An 18,523-nucleotide genomic window follows, 5' to 3' on the forward strand; every position below is an offset into this window, starting at 1 on the left:
TGTTGAGGGTTATTTCACGCCAGCCAGCAGCGTATTCACGCGGGTTTCAATGGCGTCTTCTACGGCCGGAATGGCTTTGCCGGACAGCATCATGCTGCTGATTTCTTCACCCACAATCGCCTCAATGGCACGCTGACGCGGTACGTTGGATGGGGTAGAGACGCCATAGCGGGTGATGTCGATGATGTTGTTGCGGAAGGGCATTGCCTTGTATTGCGCGCTTTGCACCACGGTGTTGTTGGCGGGCAGGTGGCCGGTGCGCGACCAGTCAAAGTCGTGATCCCACAAGAATTTCATGAAGGTCAGCGCGGCTTTTTTCTCTTTGTCTGACTTGGCGCCGCCTTTGATCATCACCCAGCTGTGGCCATCGGCGAACACGGCCTGTTTGCTGTAGAGATTGGCAAATGGCACCACGTCATAGCCATCGTGCAGGGCAGAGTCTGGCTTTTGCGCGGCGGTGTAGAAGTCGTCAATGGTCCAGTTGCCGACCACATCCACGGCGACATCTCCGTTCAGGAATGCCTGTTGGGTGGCGCCGTAATCCAGCCCCTTCTTGATATAGCCGCCAGTCCATAGCTTGTTCATCAGGGTCAGCGCATTGGTTGCGGCGGCTGTGTGCACGCTGATCTTGCGGCCATCGGCGCTGAATACCTGAGCGTTTTGCTGATACACCAGGGTGAAGAAGGTCCGCGTTGGTGCAGCGGTTTCGTTGGCGGTGGTCCAGGCAAAGTAGGGTTTGCCGGTGGCTTGTTTTACTTTTTCTGCCTGCGCCAGCAGTTCATCGGGTGACTTGGGCAGGATGGGTGAACCATCGGCATTGGTCAGCCCGGCTTTTTTCAGGATGTTGGTATTGAGGTGCCACAGCCAGGACCAGGTATCAAAGGGCAGAGCATAGGTTTTGCCACCCAGGATAACCCCATGGCGGGCTTGCGGGGTGAAGTCAGCGGTGTTGATGCCAACGCTCTTGAAGCCGTCATCCAGCGGTTCGACCAGCTTGCGGGAGACAAAATCGCCCAGTACCGACTGGTGCATGACGGCAATGGTTGGCACGTTATGCGCGACGATGCGGCTGGTCAGTTGATCGTAATACGGGCCCCATTCGGCGATTTCTGGTTTAACCACAATGCCGTCTTTGTTGGTGGCATTGAACTGGTTCACGAGGGACGTGATGATGCCGCACTCGCCTTTGGCCTTGGTGACGTCATTGACCTTGCCATAGTCGGCTTCACACGCGCCGAAAAAACGGGCCAGTGTAATGGTGGTTTGTTCGGCATGCGCCGGCATGGCAGCTAGGGCGCCAACACCGACTGAACACGCCAGCAGGCTTTTGCAGATGTCGTTCAATTTCATTGTGAAGCTCTCCATCGATCCATTGTTTTGAGGGTTTTTAGCGTACGGTGGTACCGGCTACGGCAGAGACGATGTACTTCTGGAAGAACAGGTAGATCACAAAAATCGGCAGACCTGCGAACACGGCCTGCGCCATCAAAAAACCAATCCCTTCAGACTGGGCGAAATTGCCCTGCGTGGTCGCCAGCCCAAGGGTAAGCGTGTACATCTCTGGTTTGGAGGCCGAAATCAGCGGCCACAAGTAGTCGTTCCAGGCATTCAGAAAGGTGAAGATGCCCAGCGTGGCTTGTGCCGGCACAGACAGCGGCAGCACCACCCGCCAGAAGATTTTCCAGCGTGGTGTGTTATCCATCAGCGCAGCTTCTTCAATGTCTTTGGGCACGGCCTTGAAATACTGCGTCATCAGGAACACGCCAAACGGCGCGGCCAGCCGCGGCAGGATCAGTGCCGAATACGTGTTGTGCAGATCCAGATCAGCAAAAATGTGATGCAACGGGATCACCACCGCTTGCTCGGGTACTGCCAGCCCCGCCAGTACGGCGATGTACAACACCTTCTTGCCGGGGAATTCGGTGCGGGCAAAGCCGTAACCGGCCAGCGAACACAGCACCAGCGTGAGGAAGGTCTGGCCCAGCGAAACAATGGCGCTATTGAGAATCCAGCGGAACACCGATGAATTACCCAGGATGTCGGTGTAGTTCTTTAGCGTGAACGGCGGGCTGAATAGCACATTGGTATGGCGCATCAATTCCGCATTGGGCTTGAAAGACAAGCCAAATACCCATATCAGTGGCGCGACCCAGATCAGTGCCAGGACGATGACCGCCAGCAAAATCAACCGGTCTCCCAAACGCTTGCCGGCAATATGTTGTGTGCTCATGGCAGGCTCCTTATTGGGCGTCGTGGCGGCGGGATAGCCACATCTGGATGGACACACCGATCAGCATCAGCCCGAACAACACCTGCGCGGCGGCGGCGGAATACCCCAGTGCCCATTGCTGGAAACCCGCCTCATAAATGAACTGCACAATGGGGCGGGAGGCGTTGTTGGGGCCGCCATTGGTCATCAGTTGTGCCTGGCCAAACAGCTGGAATTGCAAGATGACTTCAATGGTCGCCACCAGCGCCACGGTCCGGCGGATCGAGGGCAGAGTGATGGCCCAGAACGTGCGCCAGCGGCTGGCGTTATCCATGGCCGCGGCTTCGTAGATTTCTTCCGGGATTTGCTGCAGCGCGGCCAGGAACAGCATCATCGGCAAGCCGATAATCCACCACACCGTCACCAGGGCAATGGCTGGCAAGGCTAACGCACTGCTGGTGAGCGGGTTGATCGCGCTCAGACCAAAGAAGTGCATGACATTGGCCAGGAGACCGATGTCTGTCATGAACACCAACCGCCACACCAGCGTGACGATGGTGACCGACAAGACGGATGAACCAAAGAAGATGGTCCGCAACGCTGTGCCTGTGCGATCCTGGCGGTTCAGGGCTAAAGCCAGTGCCAGCCCCAGCGCCACGAACGCCGGTGTCGTCATCAACACAAATACAAAGGTGTTCCACACCGCGCCACGGAAAATCCCGTCGTGCCATAGCCGTACAAAGTTCTGCAGCCCTACCCAGGTACTGTCGCCGGAGAGGACATCCAGATCGTGCAGACTCATCCAGAAACCGTCAGCCACCGGGATGACCAGCAGCGCGATGTACACGCACACAAACGGCAAGACAAAGAGGGCATTCCCCCAGTGCCGGTTGCTATAGCTGCGGGTACGGACGCGTGTGGTGTCCTGCACGGGCGCATCCGCCAGTGAAGAAGTCAGGGAACTCATGGTGTGCCCCCGTCAGTTGCCGTGCCAGGCGCGGCCAGCCTGGTCGAAGATATGGATATTTCGGGTATCGAACCTCAGCCCGACATGATCGCCAGAAGCAATGGGGGATTCACGATGAGCTTCGGCCACCACCACCGCGCCATCACGCAAAGTGACATAGGCCAGCGTGCGTTCGCCCAGGCGCTCAATCACATCGGCACGGCCACGGATGGGGGATGACTCATCAATCTGCAGGGACTCGGCCCGGACACCAGCCACCAGCGGCCCATTGCCCAGTTGATCGGCATTGATGGCGGTTTCCAGTTCGGTGCCATCGGGCAGGCGCACGGTCAGGTGCCGGTTGTCGCTGGCAATGGGCGCCGCGTCGATAAAGTTCATGGCCGGCGAGCCAATAAAGCCGGCGACAAACTTCGTCGCGGGGCGGCGGTAAATCTCGATGGGCGAGCCAACCTGCTCGATCCGCCCCTGGTTCATCACCACAATGCGTGTGGCCAGGGTCATGGCCTCGACCTGGTCATGTGTGACAAACACCATGGTGGTTTTCAGGCGCTGATGTAGCCGCGCCAACTCAACCCGGGTGCGGTTGCGCAAGGCGGCGTCCAGGTTGGACAGCGGCTCGTCAAACAGGAACGCGCCGGGTTCTTTCACCACTGCCCGGCCAATCGCCACGCGCTGGCGCTGCCCGCCGGAAAGCTGGATCGGTTTGCGCGCCAGCAGTTTATCCAGCTCCAGCATGCGCGCGGCTTCTGTGATGCGGCGCTCAATCTCCGCCTCGGCCAGACCAATATTTTTGAGCCCGAATGCCATGTTCTCCCGCACCGTCATATGCGGGTATAGCGCGTAATGCTGGAACACCATGGCCAGGTTGCGTGCGCCGGGCGGCAGATGGGTGACGGGTTGATCGGCAATGCGGATCTCGCCATCGCTGACGGGTTCCAGCCCGGCAATCATGCGCAACAGGGTTGATTTGCCACAGCCTGACGGGCCGAGGAACACCAGAAATTCGCCGGGTTCAATATCCAGAGAAAAATCCGGAATGACCTCGGTTGTGCCATATCGCTTCTGGATATGGGCAAGTTGAATGCCAGCCATCTCGTACGCGCCTCCAGGCCTTTTTTGGTGCTTTGGTATTATGAAAAGGCATCATAAGAGTGCGTGGCGAGCGGCTGATATTGCGATAACAGTCTGATTTATGGATTTTTTTGCTTAAGTGGTGCAGTGCTGGCGCGTGGTTTGAGGATGGGCTCGGAGGTCACGCGCATCTCATCTGGCATGCCCAGCGGGGCCGGATGTTTGATCAGCTTGCGCAGCAAATCGACGGCCATCTCTGCCGCCTCTTGTGTTGGAACCGCGACCGTGGAGAGCGCCGGCCGGGTTTCCTGCGCCATCTGGATGTCGGTAATACCGATGACGGACAGATCATCCGGCACACTCAGGTTCAAGTCGGTGGCAGCGTGCATGGCACCAATGGCGGGCAGGTCATTGGTGGCAAAAATGGCGGTCAGGCCGGGTTGGTCCAGCAGAAGGGCGCGTGCGGCATCGTAACCGCCCTGAACGGTATCCAGCCCGTTGCGGCAGTGGCTTTCCGGCAGGTCTACGCCTGCTGCGCGCACGGTATCTATAAAACCCTGCATCCGCGTGGTGTGTACACCACCTTTGCCGTTACCGATGATCACGCCTATCTGGCGATGCCCCAGTCGCAACAAATGTTCAGCCGCCAGTTGCCCGGCAAGGCGGAAATTGACAGCCACACAGGGCAGGCCGGGCGCTTCTTCCGGTTTTTCCCACATACACAGCACGACCGGCGCGCGGCTCTGGCGCAGGGTGCCGAAATCCAGATTGCAGTTCATCACCAGTACGCCTTCAGAGAGCGAGCCAGATAACTGGTTCAGATAGGCGTATGCCGTGGGCGCATCATCATTGGTATTACACAGCAGCATGAAACTGCCGTGTTCCCGCGCGGCTTGTTCCACCGCCAGCGCAAATTCCGGGTAGAACGGGTTGGCAATGCTGGACACCATTAGCGCCAGCGTCGGCCCGCGGCCTTCTGCCAGCGCGCGCGCGTTCAGATTGGGGCGATAGCCCAGCGCATTGATAGCCTCCATCACCCGTTCACGTGTGTCTTTGCTCACCCGGCCACGATTGCGCAGCACGTTGGAGACAGTGGCGGGGGTGACACCTGCCCGGTTGGCGACCTCTGAAAGTGTAGTCATGACTGGTTGGTTACCTTTTTTGTCCTCTGCCGCCATGATGATGGCGATTTGCGTGTATCCCGCAATGGCGCTGATTTTTATGCGTTTTACGCTGCATGGCAGCATGAAAAGTGTGCTGCAACAGCATGTCACTGTATTGCAATCCGCAAAAATCTGCTGATATAGTCCGTAGCAATTAATCGCAAACTACATCCGGGCAGTGTCTGCCAGTTTCAGGTTGATGTGGCTGGCGGCTTTTTTTTTGAGATGCATGATTAAGCGCTTAATCATATGGCGCAATCACACCACGGAGCCAGATTGATGGCAAGCATTTCGTTGAGAGGGGCCCAGAAGAGCTATGGCGATCACCAGCCGGTGATTCGTAATGTGGATCTGGAAATCGGTGACAACGAGTTCTGCGTGTTTCTGGGGCCATCGGGCTGTGGCAAGTCCACCTTGCTGCGCATGATTGCCGGTCTGGAAGACCTCAGCGATGGCGAATTGCGCATTGGCGGCAAGCTGATGAATGAGGTCTCGTCCGCCGAGCGCGGTGTAGCCATGGTGTTCCAGAGTTACGCGCTGTTCCCGCACATGACTGTGTTCGAGAACATGGCCTTTGGCCTGAAGCTGGCCAAAACGCCAGTCGAGACCATCAACAAAAAAGTCGGCGAAGCGGCCCGCATTCTGCAACTGGAAAACCTGCTGACGCGCTACCCCAAGGCGCTGTCTGGCGGGCAGCGGCAACGGGTGGCGATTGGCCGGGCCATTGTGCGTGAACCGGGCGTATTCCTGTTTGATGAACCGCTCTCCAACCTCGATGCCACCTTGCGCGGGCAAACGCGGATCGAGATCGCCCGCCTGCACAAGCAGTTTGCTGCCGCCAGTGTGGTGTACGTGACGCACGATCAGATCGAAGCCATGACCCTGGCGGACAAGATTGTGCTGCTGCATACCGGCAAGGATATGGAGCAGCACGGCAGTATTGCTCAGGTGGGCACGCCGCTGACGTTGTATCACCGCCCGGTCAGCCGCTTTGTGGCGGGGTTTATTGGCTCGCCGCGCATGAATTTTCTCAATGCCAAAGTGGCGGCGATCCACGGCGATGGCGTCCAGATCTCGCTGGATGACTCGGGCGAGATGCTCACGGTAGCCGTCTCTGGCGCGAAGCTCACGGTGGGGCAAGCTGTCACGCTGGGTATCCGCCCGGAGCACCTGGAAACCATCGCCACTGGCGCCAGCCAGCCGCAAACCCTCAGTCGCACAGTCACGCTGATCGAGGCGCTGGGCGAACTCAGTTACCTGCATCTGAACGCCGCTGGCGAAGCCCCGCTGATTGCCAAAGCACCGGGTGATGCCGTTGCCAAAGTGGGCGATACGCTCACCTTCCGCGCTCCTGCCGCGTTGTGCCACCTCTTTACCGAAGACGGTTTTGCCGTTCCCCATCTGGAGACTCTGCCGTGACCCAAAACGACGCTGCCATGCGCCTTGGCGTGTGCTATTACCCGGAACACTGGCCGGAAACCATGTGGGCGGATGACGCCCGCCGTATGGTTGAACTGGGTATCGATCAAGTGCGGATTGGCGAGTTCGCCTGGAGCCGTATCGAGCCCTCGCCGGGTCAGTTTGACTGGGGCTGGCTGGATCGCGCTATTGAAGTACTGGGTGCGGCGGGCCTGAAAGTGGTGATGTGCACACCAACGGCCACCCCCCCCAAATGGCTGATCGACCAGCATCCGGACATTCTGGCGGTCAACGCTGAAGGCCGTCCGCGCCGGTTTGGATCGCGTCGGCATTACGACTTTTCTTCGCCATCGTGGTTTGAAGCGTCTCAGCGCATCTGCACCGAGATCGCGAAACGCTACGGCCAGAACCCGGCGGTGAAATTCTGGCAAGTCGACAACGAATACGGTTGCCATCACACGGTCGTGAGTTATTCGCCCGCAGCCAGCAAGCGTTTCCGGCTGTGGTTGCAGACGCGCTATGGCGATGTCAAAACGCTCAATGAAGCATGGGGCACGGTGTTCTGGAGCATGGAATACCGCAGCTTTGACGAGATCGACCCACCGGTCGATGCCGTCACCGAAGGCCACCCGGCGCACCGCATGGACTACCGCCGTTTTGCCTCGGATGAAGTGACACGCTACAACCGTATGCAGGTGGACATCTTGCGCGCGCATTCGCCCGGGCGACCCGTGGTGCATAACTTCATGCAGATGTTCAACGAGTTCGACCATTACAAAGTCGCGGCCGATCTGGATGCGGCCAGCTGGGATAGCTACCCGCTGGGTGCGCTGGAAGAAATGTGGTTTGCGCCTGAGGTCAAAGCCCGCTGGTTGCGTACCGGCCACCCGGACTTCGCCAGCTACAACCATGATCTTTACCGGGGGATGTCCCGCCTGCCGTTCTGGGTAATGGAACAGCAGCCTGGCCCGGTGAACTGGGCGCCGTGGAACCCGGCACCGCTCCCCGGCATGGTGCGGCTGTGGACATGGGAAGCGCTCGCGCACGGCGCGGGCTGCGTATCGTATTTCCGTTGGCGGCAAGCGCCGTTTGCGCAAGAGCAGATGCATGCGGGTCTCAATACGCCGGACAACAAACCCGACATTGGTGCGGCAGAAGCAGCGCGTGCTGCGGATGAAATCCGCCGCGTGCTGGCCAGTGGCGCTGATGGCGCGGTGAACACGCGTGTCGCACTCATCCACGATTACGAAGCCAAATGGTTGTTCGAGATCCACCCGCAAGGCGCGGATTTCCACTATGCCCGTTTCGCTTTTGGTTACTACAGTGCGTTGCGCAGTCTTGGGTTTGATGTCGACATCATTCCGGCCACCGCAAAACTGGATGGCTACAGTTTGATTGTGGTGCCGCCATTGCCGATCGTGCCGGATGACCTGGCGCAACGCCTCTCGAACAGCGGTGCGCACGTGGTGCTGGGCCCGCGCACCGGTTCCAAGACAGTCAGTGTGCAAATCCCGCAGCAACTGCCGCCTGGTCCGCTCGCGCAGATCATGCCGATCCGTGTCTGGCGCGTGGAATCGCTCCGCCCCAATGTTGCAGAAGCCGTTGATGCCCCGGCGCTGGGTTTGCCCCGTTTGCAAGCGCACCACTGGCGTGACCTGATCGAGACCACGCCAGATGTAGATGTACTGGGCACATTTGCGGATGGCGCGCCGGCCATCGCCCGGCACGGCAAGGTGCACTACCTGGCCAGCATTTTCAGTGATGCCGGTACCCGCGCCATTCTGGCCAATGTGGCGCAAGCCGCTGGCCTGCAACCGCAGGCGCTAGAGGAAACCGTCCGCATCAGCCGGCGCGGTGAACTGGTTTATGTCTTCAATTACGGTGAGGCCGCGTATGACATCGCAGGTGTCGATGCGGGCGCGTTTGTGGTGGGTTCAGCGCGTGTCGAACCGCAAGGGGTGGCGATCTATCGTCAGCCCGGTCAAGTGCAGTGAAGTGGCAAGCAGGGTTCTCGTTCAAGCAGGCACATACAACGTTGCAGCAGCAAGGAGACAATAATGAGCAAGGTACGCACTCGCATTCTGGGTTTGACGCTGGCCGCCGCCGGCTTGTGTTATGGCGCCATGGCGCAGGCCGGTACGCTGGCGATTAACGTCGCGTTCAAGGGCGCCAGCCAGCGCGCGGTCTGGCAGTCGGTGTTTGATGATTTCAAAAAGGCGCATCCGGATATCGAGATGAAAGTCGCCTTTGTCGATGAAGAAGCCTACAAGGTGCAATTGCCGGGCTGGCTGTCGTCGGTGGCGCCGGATGTCGTGAACTGGCATGACGGCGAACGTATGGCCTACTACGCCCGCCGGGGCTTGCTGGAAGACCTCTCGGGCGACTGGGCGAAGAACGGCTGGAATGAAACCTACGCGTCCACCAAAGAGGCCTCTTCCTGGAACGGCAAGCAATACGCCGCGCCGACCGTGTATTACTCATGGGGCATGTTCTACCGCAAGGATCTGTTCCAGAAAGTAGGGATCAGTGGTGAACCCAAAACCTGGGATCAGTTCATTGATGCCTGCAAGAAGCTCAAAGCCGCGGGTATTGCGCCGATTGCCGTGGGCGGGCGCGATGCCTGGACACTGGCTGGCTGGTTTGATTACCTGGATTTGCGCATCAACGGTAACGCCTTTCACCAGAAGCTCATGGCCGGTGAAGTGCCGTACACCGATGCCCGCGTGAAGAAGGTGTACACCACCTGGAAGGGCCTGATCGATGACAAGTATTTCATCGACAATGCGCTCTCTTACGATCTGGATGCCGCCCAGCCGTTCCTGTTCCAGGGCAAGGCCGCCATGATGTTGATGGGTACGTTTATCTCGGCCGGCTTCCCGGCCAACGTTAAACCGAATATGGGTTACTTCCAGTTCCCGATCATCGACGCCAAGGTACCGACGGCAGAAGATGGCCCGGTCGAGTCGCTGCATATTCCGGCCAAGGCCAAAAACAAGGCCGATGCGCATACCTTCCTGGCGTTTGTCGGTACCCCGGAAATCAGCGGTCGCCTGGCGAAGGGCCTGGGTTCTTTACCCGCCAATAGCAAGGCCGAAGAACCGGAAGATCCGATCTCGAAGATCGGCTTCCAGATTCTGTCGCAAACCCGTGGTGGCATCGCCCAGTTCTATGATCGTGACATGACCAAAGAAATGGCCGATGAAGGCATGAAGGGCATGCAGCAATTCTTGTCTGACCCCAGCCAGATCGACAGCATCCTGGCCCAGCTGGAAACCACGCGTAAGCGCATCTACAAGAAGTAAGCCCCGCGCCGCCCACTGGCCACGGCGAGTGGGCGGCAAAGCTGTACATGGCATCGCCAGGAGATGAACGCGTGATCGATTCTGTACCGGATACCCCGCTGCATCAGATGGCCGCACCTGCTGTCAAAGCGGTGGGCAAGCGGCGCTCGCCCAGTGCACGGCGGCAGCAGCGGGCAGCGTGGCTGTTCCTGGCGCCGGCTTGCGTGATGGTCGCCCTGTTTGTGCTGTACCCGATTATCAAAAGTATCTCGCTCAGCTTTTATAACTGGGACGGGATGACCGACAAGACCTTTGTCGGCCTGGCTAACTATGTGGAGTTGTTTCACGCGCCGACGTTCTACACGGCGCTCAAGAACAATCTGTTGTGGTTGCTGCTGTTTTTGCTGGCACCGCCCATGGGGTTGGCCATTGCGCTGTATCTGAACCAGGCCGTGGCTGGCATCCGGCTGGTCAAATCCCTGTTTTTTGCGCCGTTTGTGTTGTCAGGCGTGGTGGTGGGGCTGATTTTCAGCTGGTTTTACGATCCCACATTTGGCTTGCTGGCGCTGATTCTGGGGCATGGCATTCCGGTGCTGGGCGATGCGCATTACGTCACCTTTGGCATCGTGTTTGCCGCGCTGTGGCCACAAACGGCTTATTGCATGATTTTGTATCTGACCGGTTTGACGGGCTTGAACGCCGACCAGATTGAAGCGGCGCGCATGGAAGGCGCGCGCGGCTGGGCGCTGCTGTGGCATGTGGTCTTGCCGCAACTGAGGCCAACCACCTTTATGGCCATGGTCGTCACCATCATTGGCGCACTCAGAAGCTTTGATCTGATCTCGGTGATGAGTAGCGGCGGCCCGTTTGAGAGCTCCACCGTGCTGGCGTATTACATGTACGACCAGGCCATCAAGTACTACCGCTACGGTTATTCCGCTGCCATTGCCGTGGTGCTGTTTGCGATCATGCTGGTGTATATCGCCTGGCATTTGCGGCGCTTGCTGCGTAACGAACATTAATACAGACCAGAGAGACCGCCATGTTCCCGATGCCTATTGAACACTGGAAGCCGCTGAACCGGCGTCTGTACAAACTGACGTTGCCGCTGGCGCTGCTGGTCTGGCTGCTGCCGTTGATTGCGGTGATGGTGACCTCCATCCGCTCGACCGAAGAACTAACCGAGGGTAATTACTGGGGCTGGCCCAAACACTTTGCGCTGATATCCAATTACCACGACGCGCTGACCACTTCGCCCATGCTGCATTACTTTTTCAACAGCGTGATGATCACGGTGCCGGCGGTCATTGGTGCGATTGCACTGGCTGCCATGGCCGGGTTCTCGCTGGCGGTGTATCAGTTCCGCGGCAATCTGGCGCTGTTTGCCACTTTTGTCGGTGGCAACTTTGTGCCGATCCAGATTCTGATGATTCCGGTACGTGACCTCTTTTTGCAGATGGGTCTGTACAACACGCTGTGGGCGCTCATGCTGTTCCACATCGCCTTTCAGACCGGTTTTTGTACGCTGTTTTTGCGCAATTTCATCAAGCAATTGCCGTATGAACTGATCGAGGCGGGCCGCATTGAAGGGGCTGGCGAATGGGCTATTTTCTGGCGCATTATCTTGCCGCTGATCCGGCCGGCGCTGGCGGCGTTGTCTATCCTGGTGTTTACCTTCGTCTGGAATGATTACTTCTGGGCGCTGTGCCTGACCCAGGGCGATGAAGCCGCGCCGCTGACGGTGGGTGTAGCGGCTTTGCGTGGTCAGTGGGTGACCGCGTGGAACCTGGTCAGCGCCGGGTCGATCCTGGCGGCATTGCCTTCCGTGCTGATGTTCTTTGCCATGCAGCGGCATTTTGTCGCCGGTTTGACGTTTGGCGCGACCAAGGGGTAGTGGTCAGACCGCTGCGCCGCAGAATGCACAAAGCCCCGCGATATCACGGGGCTTTGTTTTTGGGTGCGAGACCTGATCAGTAAATGGCAGCAGCGCTTGGCGGTGCGCCCCACCACGCAGGGCGGGTCTGGCCGTTGACTGACGTGCCGTGGTACATCAGCAAATCGGCCAGCCCGGCCACTTTGGGGATGAACGTCAGTGGCGGGGTAGAGAGATTATCCAGCATCTGGATGTCCTCTACTTTCAGTTGTACCTCTAGTGCTTTGATATTGGCATCCAGATGCGCCACGGTACGGGCACCCAGCAAGGTGGAGCTGACGCCGGCCCGGGCGCGTACCCAGGCCAAAGCAATTGCCGCGACATTCGTTTCATGCCGGTTGGCAATGTCAGTCAGCGCATCAATGAGGGCGAATTCATGTTCGCCAAACGGCACCCCAAACTGCGTAGCGCGGCTACCTGCTACATTGCCAGCGTTGTTGCGGTTGTACTTGCCAGAGAGCATGCCGTTGGCCAGCGGTGACCAGGCCACCACGCCCAACCCCAGTTCTTGCGCCATGGGGATCAGTTCTGTTTCGACCGAGCGTTCGAGCAAAGAGTACTCCAGCTGGATGCCGGCCAGCGGTGTCCAGCCACGTAGCGTGGCGATGGTCTGTGCCTGGGCAACTTTCCAGGCTGGCGAGTCGGAAAAACCGATGTAGCGCACCTTGCCGGACGAGACCAGTTGTTCCAGCGTGCGCAGTGTTTCTTCAATCGGCGTGTAGGGGTCTGGAAAGTGCATCCAGTACAGATCGATGTAATCCGTTTGCAGGCGGCGCAAAGATTGCTCACACGCGCGGATGATGGATTTGCTGCTGGCGCCGCCCGCGTTGGGGTCGCCCGGATGCATGCTGGTGCCAAATTTGGTGGCAATCACCAATCGTTCCCGCTCGGCTTTGTGCTGGCCCAGATAGTCACCAATGATTTTCTCGGCATGACCAAAGGTATAACCGTTGGCGGTATCGATGAAATTGCCGCCCATTTCAAGATAACGAGAAAGGATGGTTGCAGAGGTGGCGTCATCTGCTCCCCAGCCCCAATCCTCACCAAAGGTCATGGTGCCAAGGGCAAACGGGCTGACGAAAAGGCCAGTACGGCCCAGCGAAACATAAGCATCAAGAGACATGTCGGGGTTCCTTGCAAAGCAGTCCGGATCACTGGCAGGAGCCAGTTGCACAAGCGTGGAAGGACCGGTCCTGGTGGCGATGCCGTTCCGCGTTTTATGCCATTCTGACATTTTATGATAAAGTGTCAATGTGTTTTTGACGTTTTGCTCGAAAATGTCATAATGTCAATCATGCAGAATGAACGCGAACTTCAGGTCATCCAGGCGGCATACACCGTCTTCATTCGATACGGGTTTGCCCGCACCACCATGGGCGATCTGGCGAAAGAAGCCGGCTTGTCACGGCCGGCGCTCTACCTTGTCTACCCAGGCAAGGCGGAAGTGTTTGAGGCTGTGCTGGGCTGGATGATCGACTCCATGCTCGGCACCATTGCCAATACGCTGCAGCCAGACTGGCCGCTGGCAAAGAAACTGATGCACGTATTTGAGATCTGCAGCATCAAACCCTATGACGAAATCAAAAAGCACCCGGATGCCCAGGATTTGTTGTCGCTGGACAGCCAGATTCCGGGCATCGAACAAGTGCCTTATGCGCGTTTGCAGGTTTGTCTTGAAGGCTTGCTGGCCGAGCCCGTGGCGGCCTCTGGTCTGGAACAATCAGCCACCGAGATTGCCCGCACCCTGCTGGCCGCTGTGCGTGGTTTCAAACTGGCAGCGCAAGACAGCACCGATTTAAGAGACTTGATTGAACGGCAGGTGCAATGGCTGGCGGTGGCGCTGGTATAGGGTGATCCGATGATTCTGGGTCAAGGTAGCACCAACAAAAAAAGGCCATTGAAGGCCTTTTTTTGTTGGTGCACCTACTGCAATCAGTTGGCAGGTTTGGTCACGAGTGGTGTAGAGGCCACAGCGGCTCCTGGCTTGGCCTGCGGGTTGCTGCAGAGCCGATCTTCAATCAGCGCAAAAACGCTGTCCTCGGTGTAAGCGGTTGCAGTGCTGTCGTGAGGCGGGTTCTTGGACAGCAGTTTGAATTTGTCGTCAAAGAAATACGTCGCGAAGATCCGTGCCTTGTGGGCGGTGCAATCGAGTTCGATGTCGCTTAGTACATTGGCAATACGCGGGTCCTTTTCGGATTTGATACCTGAGGTGACCATACGCACGGAGACGACATTGCCCATCCGTTTGACGGTGTCCAAGTCGATCTGGTTTGTTCCATCCAGGGAGAACAAGCTGGCAGCGAGCAAGAGTGAGAGCATGATTGGGGTCGTTATTCTGGTTGATAAGCACGCATGGGGCACTGTGCCCAAAACACGCCAGGTGTTCAATATCTTTGCAACCGGTTCGTTGCAGCAGAAGGACAGCGCCAGACCTATAACGGCGGCCATCCTGCATGGTTTACCGGGCTAGCCGGCGCATGTGCTACCGACCAATCAACACGCGCACGCGTTCAATGTCTTCGGGGGAGGCGGGGTTGTACACGATCATGCTTAGATCGGGTTGGCCATCGACGGCAAAGGCGGAGTAATCCAGCGTTAACAGCCCTACCACCGGATGCATGATGTGTTTGGTGCCTTCACCATGCGTGCGCACCTCGTTGCGATGCCACATGCTGGCAAAGTCCGGGCTGATGGCAATCATGTCAGCCACGAGCGCTCGCACGGTATCCGGTGCGCCGGCCCGGGTGGACTCTGCGCGAAAGGTCGCTACGACAGAGCGCGCATCTTCTTCCCAGTTCACCATTCGCTTGCGCACTTCCGGATTGCCAAACAGCATGCGCAACGTGTTGCGCTGCTGCGGTGGCATGTTTTCGTAGTCACCCAGGACCTTGAGCGCAGCCTGGTTCCTCGCCACGATGTCCCAACTGGCCGTCCGTACGAAAGCCGGGCTGAGCGGCATGGCATCCAGGATCCGCTGCAATCGGTCAGAGACCGCGCCGGGTGTCTGATGCCGTAATTCCGGCGGACGATCTTGTGCCAGCAAAAAGAGGTGTTCGCGCTCAGCGGTGGTCAGGTCCAGCGCGCTGGCAATGCGTTCGAGCACGGCGGTAGATGGCACCCCGCCGCGGCCTTGCTCCAGCCAGGTATACCAGGTGGCGCTGATATTGGCGCGCAGGGCGACTTCTTCCCGCCGCAGACCTGGCGTGCGCCGGTTGCCAGACGGGTAGCCGAACGCAACCGGGTCTAGCCGTGCGCGACGGTTTTTCAGGTAATTACCCAGCCGGTTGTCTTGCGTGGTGCTCATGTTCTACCTGGTTCATCGCCATCGTCATGGTGCTCGATCATGAGCATAAACACATGCAATCCATCGCGAAAGAGGCGAAGACCCGCGCGCGTAGAAGCTGATAAAGCGGTGACCAAGGGGGCGGCAAACCGCACTATTTCACTGTGTGCCCTGGCGTTTGGCACGCTGTACTTCACCAAAACGTCGCGACATGCGATCACCCAGTACGAGTGCACCTGCAATCACGACTGCAAACGGCCAGTTCCAGCCTGGCGTCACCGGGTGGGTATACAACAGCAGTGCGCCAGCCACCAGGTTAAACAGTCCCCAATGAAAATTGACGTGAGGTGAGGAGTCTCCCTTGCCGCGTGGTTTGGCAAAGGGTGTGGGAAAGGGCAAACCGGAAAGCCCCATGGCCAGATGAGGCAGGCTGTTGCACAAGAAGGCTCCGGCAAAAAAGAGGGCGATATAGTTCATGTTATTGCTCAGATGAGAATGCAATTGAAGAGATCAAGAACGTTTGGCAGCCTTGGCCCGGCCGGCCATGAGCCGCGCCAGCAATGGGCTGACCAGCAAGATGGTCATGAAACGGGAGACCTGCATGGCCATAACAAAAGACACATCAACATGGCTGGACGCGGCGATGATCGCGACGGTATCTGCGCCACCTGGACTGGTCGCAAGGTACGCCGTGAGCGGGTCGACACCGGCCACCTGGACCAGGACGACTGCCAGACCACCACATGCGGCGATCAAGGCCAGCGTACAGAGCAAGATGCGGGGCAGGGCACGTGCCGCGTATTGCAGCAAGGGGCGTGTGAACTTGAGACCGACATGCCAGCCGATGATGGCGTAGGCGCCCACCAGCAACCACACGGGCAGTTCAATTTTTAGCCAGCCCAGATGGACCAGCAACATACCGGCGAACATGGGGATCAAAATTGCACCTGCGCGCAATTTGAACCGGCGGGATAGCCAGATACTGATGCCCGCCAGTGCCACCGTGCCAGCCAACGCAAGCCAGTCCGGCATCTGCCACCAATGGGTTGAGGCGAGTGTGCCATGCACGCCGTGGGCACCGAGGATGCGGGTAATGACGCTCGCGACGGCGGCCACCAGCATCACGCGCAGGTATTGCATCAGTGCCACCAATTGGACATCTGCACCGAATGCTTCTGCCATCAGCGTCATGGTCGTTGCCGCGCCGGGGCTCAGACCCCACATGGCTGTGGAGCCAGGCAAGACGTGCATGCGCGTGAGCAGCCAGCCCAGCAGCGTGCAAATGGCCAACACGGATAACACGCCGCCCACAAACAGCATCCAGTGCCCGCCGATATCACCATGTACCCAACCTGGCAAAGTACGGGCGATCATCGCCCCGACAATGCTTTGTGCGATCTGGAATGGCAGCGGTGCAATACCGCGGCTACCGCCATTGGCGGTGACGATGATCCCGGCAATCATCGGCCCCAGCAGCAAGGCTGCCGGCAACCCGCAGGCGCTGAGCCCGGCGCCCAGTAGCAAGGACAAGACGACCAGCATGGACCATTGCGTGCGGGCGCTGGTCTTTGCAAGACGGCCTTGAAGCGCTGTCTCGGCTTGGGCGGTGTGCATGGGGTGTTTATTCCGGGGTGTTGATGAAATATGCGAAGGTGTCCTCGCAAAAAATACTAGAGGATGTCCTCGCATAAATCAACGACTATTACCGAGTATGCGCATAATTTGATGCGCAGCTCACGGCGGACAAGCTCTATGTGTTGTTCAGTTTGCATTTGGTAAAAAATGGCCCTCGGTTTAATATGCGAGGAATATCTCAAATATATTCGCATTTATGTCCAGTCCGATCGAAGAAGAAAGTCTCGCCGTGCCGCTGGTGCAAGCGGTCGCACCACAGCGTGAACGCGGTCGCCAGCGGGTTGCAGCCATTCTTGAGGCCGCCGCGCTGGTCTTTGTTGAAAATGGGTATGACAAGAGCACCATGACCGAAATTGCCGCCCGCTCCGGCACGGCCATTGGCTCGCTCTACCGGTTTTTCCCGACCAAAGGGGCGGTGGCCGACAGCCTGTTAGTACAGTATGCCAAGAGCACGGTGGCTGGCCTGGCAGAGCTGGCCGATCAGGCTGATCGCATGACCCTGGAGGGTCTGGCGGAGGCGCTGGTTGATCTGCGTGAGGAACTGCTTACCCAGCGTGCCGTCGTGCTGGCGCTGGTCGATGCGCGGGAAGGCAGTCAGGAAATCCGCCAGCAGTTTCGGGCGCACTCGCGCGCTGGCATGAGCCAGGTACTACAGAAAGCTATTCCAGGGCTTCCAGACGCGCGTGCACATGCCATGGCGATCTTGATGTTGCATGTTCTCAAAGGTGTTGCCGCGGCCAATGCCGAAGACCCGGCAACGCGTCACATGGTTCTGGCAGAGATGCGTGAATTGCTGCGTAGCTGGCTGGTGAGTGCACGGCAGGCGGTGGCGGCTACATCTGCTTGAACAGTCCCGCATACGCCCGGCTGACCGGCAAGGTGTCGCTGCGGTTTCGTAAATGAATCCGCAAGCGGCCGAGCAAATCCCGCTGAACGTGCTCGATGGCCGCCAGAGACACAATCACGCCGCGATGCACCTGCACAAAACGTTCCGGGTCCAGCCGCAGTGCGAGGTCTTTCAATGGCGTGCGGATCAAATGGCGTTTGTCGCCCACAACCACTTCGGTGTATTTGTCCGTCGCCTGAAAAAAAGCCACATCATCGACCGCGACCAGGTGTGTGGTATCGCCAAGGCCAACGGTTAACCAGCGGATGGGCCCGCTGTCTTTGGCAAGCTGCGGCAACACGACCGGGGCTGGTGCTGGTGCTTCGCGCTGTAGACGGGTAATGCAGCGTAACAAGCGCTCGTCACTCAAGGGCTTGAGCAGATAATCAACGGCCGAAGCATCAAACGCCTCGACCGCGTACTCGTCATAGGCAGTCACAAAGATCACGCGGGTGCCGGTTGCCAGGCCCGCTACCTTCAAGCCATCCAGCCCCGGCATACGGATATCCAGAAAGGCAAAGTCCGGCTGCGTGGCATTGATCTGCGCCAGCGCTTCAATGCCATTGCGCGGCATGCCGACGATGGTCAGTTCTGGCCAGAAGCGGGTGAGTCGTTCAGCCAGTTCGGCGGCCAGATTGGGCTCGTCGTCAGCAATCAGTGCGGTAGGCATGGGCGG

The 18,523-nt window shown here is 58.5% G+C and carries 18 protein-coding genes; 7 read left to right on the forward strand and 11 right to left on the reverse strand.

Going from position 1 to position 18,523, the window contains the following annotated elements; all coding sequences use genetic code 11:
* Positions 1-9 precede the first annotated feature (9 nt).
* The 5 genes from IEX44_RS13440 to IEX44_RS13460 form a co-directional block, all read right to left on the reverse strand.
* A complete protein-coding gene (locus tag IEX44_RS13440) occupies positions 10-1,350 on the reverse strand; it encodes an extracellular solute-binding protein (RefSeq protein WP_188694661.1) in 1,341 nt (446 codons plus the stop codon).
* Positions 1,351-1,387: 37 nt separating this feature from the next.
* Positions 1,388-2,230, reverse strand: coding sequence for a carbohydrate ABC transporter permease (locus IEX44_RS13445; protein WP_188694664.1), 843 nt, complete (start codon positions 2,228-2,230; stop codon positions 1,388-1,390).
* 10 nt (positions 2,231-2,240) lie between these two features.
* Positions 2,241-3,176 (reverse strand): carbohydrate ABC transporter permease, encoded by a 936-nt coding sequence (locus IEX44_RS13450; RefSeq protein ID WP_188694667.1) that lies wholly within the window; start codon positions 3,174-3,176, stop codon positions 2,241-2,243.
* 12 nt (positions 3,177-3,188) lie between these two features.
* Positions 3,189-4,268, reverse strand: a complete 1,080-nt coding sequence (locus tag IEX44_RS13455) for an ABC transporter ATP-binding protein (RefSeq protein ID WP_188694670.1) — start codon at positions 4,266-4,268, stop codon at positions 3,189-3,191.
* A gap of 98 nt (positions 4,269-4,366) precedes the next feature.
* A complete protein-coding gene (locus IEX44_RS13460) occupies positions 4,367-5,389 on the reverse strand; it encodes a LacI family DNA-binding transcriptional regulator (RefSeq protein WP_188694673.1) in 1,023 nt (340 codons plus the stop codon).
* A gap of 300 nt (positions 5,390-5,689) precedes the next feature.
* Here IEX44_RS13460 and IEX44_RS13465 point away from each other — a divergent pair, with 300 nt between their 5' ends.
* The 5 genes from IEX44_RS13465 (at position 5,690) to IEX44_RS13485 (ending at position 12,004) form a co-directional block, all read left to right on the forward strand.
* Positions 5,690-6,829 carry an ABC transporter ATP-binding protein gene (locus IEX44_RS13465; RefSeq protein WP_188694675.1) on the forward strand — a complete coding sequence of 380 codons (1,140 nt, stop codon included), beginning with the start codon at positions 5,690-5,692 and terminating at the stop codon, positions 6,827-6,829.
* Positions 6,826-8,823: a beta-galactosidase gene (locus tag IEX44_RS13470; RefSeq protein ID WP_229679107.1), complete on the forward strand. Its 1,998-nt coding sequence runs from the start codon at positions 6,826-6,828 to the stop codon at positions 8,821-8,823. The genes IEX44_RS13465 and IEX44_RS13470 overlap by 4 nt, the downstream gene beginning before the upstream one ends.
* A 63-nt stretch (positions 8,824-8,886) precedes the next feature.
* Positions 8,887-10,131 carry an ABC transporter substrate-binding protein gene (locus tag IEX44_RS13475; protein WP_188694678.1) on the forward strand — a complete coding sequence of 415 codons (1,245 nt, stop codon included), beginning with the start codon at positions 8,887-8,889 and terminating at the stop codon, positions 10,129-10,131.
* Positions 10,132-10,202: 71 nt separating this feature from the next.
* Positions 10,203-11,132, forward strand: coding sequence for a carbohydrate ABC transporter permease (locus IEX44_RS13480; protein WP_229679109.1), 930 nt, complete (start codon positions 10,203-10,205; stop codon positions 11,130-11,132).
* A 20-nt stretch (positions 11,133-11,152) separates the two neighbouring features.
* The gene (locus IEX44_RS13485; protein WP_188694683.1) at positions 11,153-12,004 is read left to right on the forward strand and encodes a carbohydrate ABC transporter permease; all 852 of its coding nucleotides are present in this window, start codon (positions 11,153-11,155) and stop codon (positions 12,002-12,004) included.
* A gap of 76 nt (positions 12,005-12,080) precedes the next feature.
* On the opposite strand, the gene IEX44_RS13490 is transcribed toward IEX44_RS13485, so the two are convergent.
* Entirely contained in the window at positions 12,081-13,166 is a 1,086-nt protein-coding gene (locus IEX44_RS13490) for an aldo/keto reductase (protein ID WP_188694687.1), read from the reverse strand.
* Positions 13,167-13,328: 162 nt separating this feature from the next.
* On the opposite strand from IEX44_RS13490, the gene IEX44_RS13495 reads away from it, so the two are divergent.
* The gene (locus IEX44_RS13495; RefSeq protein ID WP_229679111.1) at positions 13,329-13,892 is read left to right on the forward strand and encodes a TetR/AcrR family transcriptional regulator; all 564 of its coding nucleotides are present in this window, start codon (positions 13,329-13,331) and stop codon (positions 13,890-13,892) included.
* An 83-nt stretch (positions 13,893-13,975) separates the two neighbouring features.
* Here the strand turns inward: IEX44_RS13495 and IEX44_RS13500 are convergent, their stop codons facing one another.
* The 4 genes from IEX44_RS13500 to IEX44_RS13515 form a co-directional block, all read right to left on the reverse strand.
* The gene (locus IEX44_RS13500; RefSeq protein ID WP_188694693.1) at positions 13,976-14,362 is read right to left on the reverse strand and encodes a surface-adhesin E family protein; all 387 of its coding nucleotides are present in this window, start codon (positions 14,360-14,362) and stop codon (positions 13,976-13,978) included.
* Positions 14,363-14,525: 163 nt separating this feature from the next.
* On the reverse strand, positions 14,526-15,347 hold the full coding sequence (locus IEX44_RS13505) for a helix-turn-helix transcriptional regulator (RefSeq protein ID WP_188694695.1): 822 nt from the start codon (positions 15,345-15,347) through the stop codon (positions 14,526-14,528).
* A 138-nt stretch (positions 15,348-15,485) separates the two neighbouring features.
* Positions 15,486-15,803, reverse strand: coding sequence for a hypothetical protein (locus IEX44_RS13510; protein WP_188694697.1), 318 nt, complete (start codon positions 15,801-15,803; stop codon positions 15,486-15,488).
* A 33-nt stretch (positions 15,804-15,836) separates the two neighbouring features.
* Positions 15,837-16,940 (reverse strand): AbrB family transcriptional regulator, encoded by a 1,104-nt coding sequence (locus tag IEX44_RS13515; RefSeq protein ID WP_229679113.1) that lies wholly within the window; start codon positions 16,938-16,940, stop codon positions 15,837-15,839.
* Between the two features lie 217 nt (positions 16,941-17,157).
* Between IEX44_RS13515 and IEX44_RS13520 the strand changes: the two genes are divergently transcribed.
* A complete protein-coding gene (locus tag IEX44_RS13520) occupies positions 17,158-17,808 on the forward strand; it encodes a TetR/AcrR family transcriptional regulator (protein ID WP_188694700.1) in 651 nt (216 codons plus the stop codon).
* Here the strand turns inward: IEX44_RS13520 and IEX44_RS13525 are convergent.
* Positions 17,795-18,517 carry a LytR/AlgR family response regulator transcription factor gene (locus IEX44_RS13525; RefSeq protein ID WP_188694703.1) on the reverse strand — a complete coding sequence of 241 codons (723 nt, stop codon included), beginning with the start codon at positions 18,515-18,517 and terminating at the stop codon, positions 17,795-17,797. The two genes, IEX44_RS13520 and IEX44_RS13525, sit on opposite strands and share 14 nt — an antisense overlap.
* Between the last annotated feature and the right edge of the window lie 6 nt (positions 18,518-18,523).

The sequence above is a fragment of the Silvimonas amylolytica genome, assembly GCF_014645555.1.
Lineage (GTDB): Bacteria > Pseudomonadota > Gammaproteobacteria > Burkholderiales > Chitinibacteraceae > Silvimonas > Silvimonas amylolytica.